The sequence below is a fragment of the Nesterenkonia sp. F genome (assembly GCF_000220985.1).
In the GTDB taxonomy this organism is placed as follows: domain Bacteria; phylum Actinomycetota; class Actinomycetes; order Actinomycetales; family Micrococcaceae; genus Nesterenkonia.
Genome location: NZ_AFRW01000068.1, coordinates 1 through 1,193 on the forward strand (window position 1 = coordinate 1; position 1,193 = coordinate 1,193).

Annotated in this window: 1 protein-coding gene and 1 pseudogene; both read right to left on the reverse strand. The window is 73.0% G+C overall.

Annotated elements, in window-relative coordinates:
- The coding region (locus GU5_RS0105570) for an enoyl-CoA hydratase/isomerase family protein (protein ID WP_010524591.1) at positions 1 to 558 on the reverse strand (558 nt) is incomplete at its 3' end.
- 130 nt (positions 559 to 688) lie between these two features.
- Positions 689 to 1,193 (reverse strand): annotated as a pseudogene (locus tag GU5_RS17230) (hypothetical protein); the annotation flags it as partial.

Here is a 1,193-nt window from a genome sequence, read left to right on the forward strand (position 1 = left end):
CCCGGCATGCAGACCCGCCTTGTGCGGGGCGCGGGAGAGCAGATGGGTGCCGCCGACGTCGGGCGAGAAGCCGATCGTCGTCTCCGGCATGCCCGCCCGGGTGCGCTCGGTCACCAGCCGGTGGCTGCCGTGGGCCGACAACCCCACTCCGCCGCCGAGGGTCAGCCCGTCCATCACGGCGATGTAGGGCTTGGGATAGCGGGCGATCGCCAGATTCATCCGGTACTCCGCCGACCAGAAGTCCTCGGTGGCGAAGTGCGCCTGGTAGGCCGGGGTGCCGTCGGGCAGCACCGGGCCGCCGTCGACCTCCTGGTGCTCGACCATGTCACGGTGCACGCCGACCACGTCGCCGCCGGCCGACAGCCCCGTGTCCCCCGCGCCGCGGACCAGCACCTGGGCGACGGCGTCGTCCTCCGCCCATTCCTCGAGCTGGACGAGGATCGCCTCGCACATCAGCTGGGTGAGGGCGTTCAGCGACTTCGGGCGGTTCAGCGTGATGATGCCGAGGTGGCCGCGCGTCTCGAACGCCACGTCCCCGGTGAACGTCTCCCTGCCCATCGCGCCTCCTCACTCCGGTGACCTGGATCTCTCCACGGTATCGGCACGCACAGGAGCGTTCAACAGATGAGACGCTGTCGCCTCCCTCGAGGCCCCGCCGGAGCCCCCTGTGCCCCGGTGCTCACCGCGCTCAGTCGGAGCGCACCCCGTGGCTGCGCGGCTCGGGCGCCAGCCTCCAGGGGCGCACCAGCACCACCACGACGACGTTGGCGATGACCATCCCGCCGGCGATCACCGCGGCCATCGCCGTCGCTCCGGTGCCCAGCATGCCGACCACCGGGGCGGCGACGGCGCCGATGCCGAACTGCACCGCGCCCAGCAGCGCCGCGGCCGTCCCGGCGGTCTCCCCGTGCCGGGAGAGCGCCAGCGCCGGGGCGTTGGGCAGCGCCAGTCCCGCCGAGGCGAGCACCAGCCACAGCGGCAGCAGGATGCCGAGCAGCCCTCCGACGCCGGTCATCGCACACAGCAGCAGCACCAGCCCGGCCAGAGCTCCGCCGGCCAGCGCCCCGGCCAGCACCTGCGCGGGGCTGAAACGACGCAGCAGCCGCACGTTGCACTGCGTGGCGACGATCAGCCCGACCGCCCCGGCGCCGAAGACGAACCCGTACTGCTGCTCGTCGAGTCCGTACTGCTGC